This window comes from Mesorhizobium sp. M7A.F.Ca.US.014.04.1.1, from assembly GCF_003998745.1.
Classification (GTDB): domain Bacteria; phylum Pseudomonadota; class Alphaproteobacteria; order Rhizobiales; family Rhizobiaceae; genus Mesorhizobium; species Mesorhizobium ciceri.
Map to the genome: position 1 here is coordinate 1 of NZ_RZRW01001484.1, position 341 is coordinate 341.

General features: G+C 59.5%; 1 protein-coding gene. It reads right to left on the bottom strand.

What is annotated here, in order from left to right; translation table 11 throughout:
• A partial coding sequence (locus EOA22_RS37250) for an SDR family NAD(P)-dependent oxidoreductase (protein ID WP_127390784.1) occupies positions 1 to 341 on the bottom strand: 341 nt, incomplete at both ends.

Consider the following 341-nt stretch of genomic DNA (forward strand, 5'->3'; position numbering starts at 1 on the left):
GTCCTTCTCGTCGGTGCCGACCTTGGTATCCATCATTTCGGCGCGTTCGAAGAACCGCGTCTGCGTTGCCCCGGGCATCAGCACGGAGACTGTGACTCCTGTGTCCCGCAATTCATGACGCAGTGCGATCGAGAAGGAGTCGATGAATGCCTTGGTGCCGTTGTAGACCGCCTGGAAAGTGCCGGGCATGAAACCAGCGATCGATCCTGTGAAGAGGATGCGGCCTCGGCCGCGGCGTGCCATCCTGGCTCCGAGTTGATGCGCGAGATAGACGGTCCCGGTGATGTTGGTGTCGATGATGCGGCGGACTTTTTTCCAATCCTGATCGACGAAACCACGGC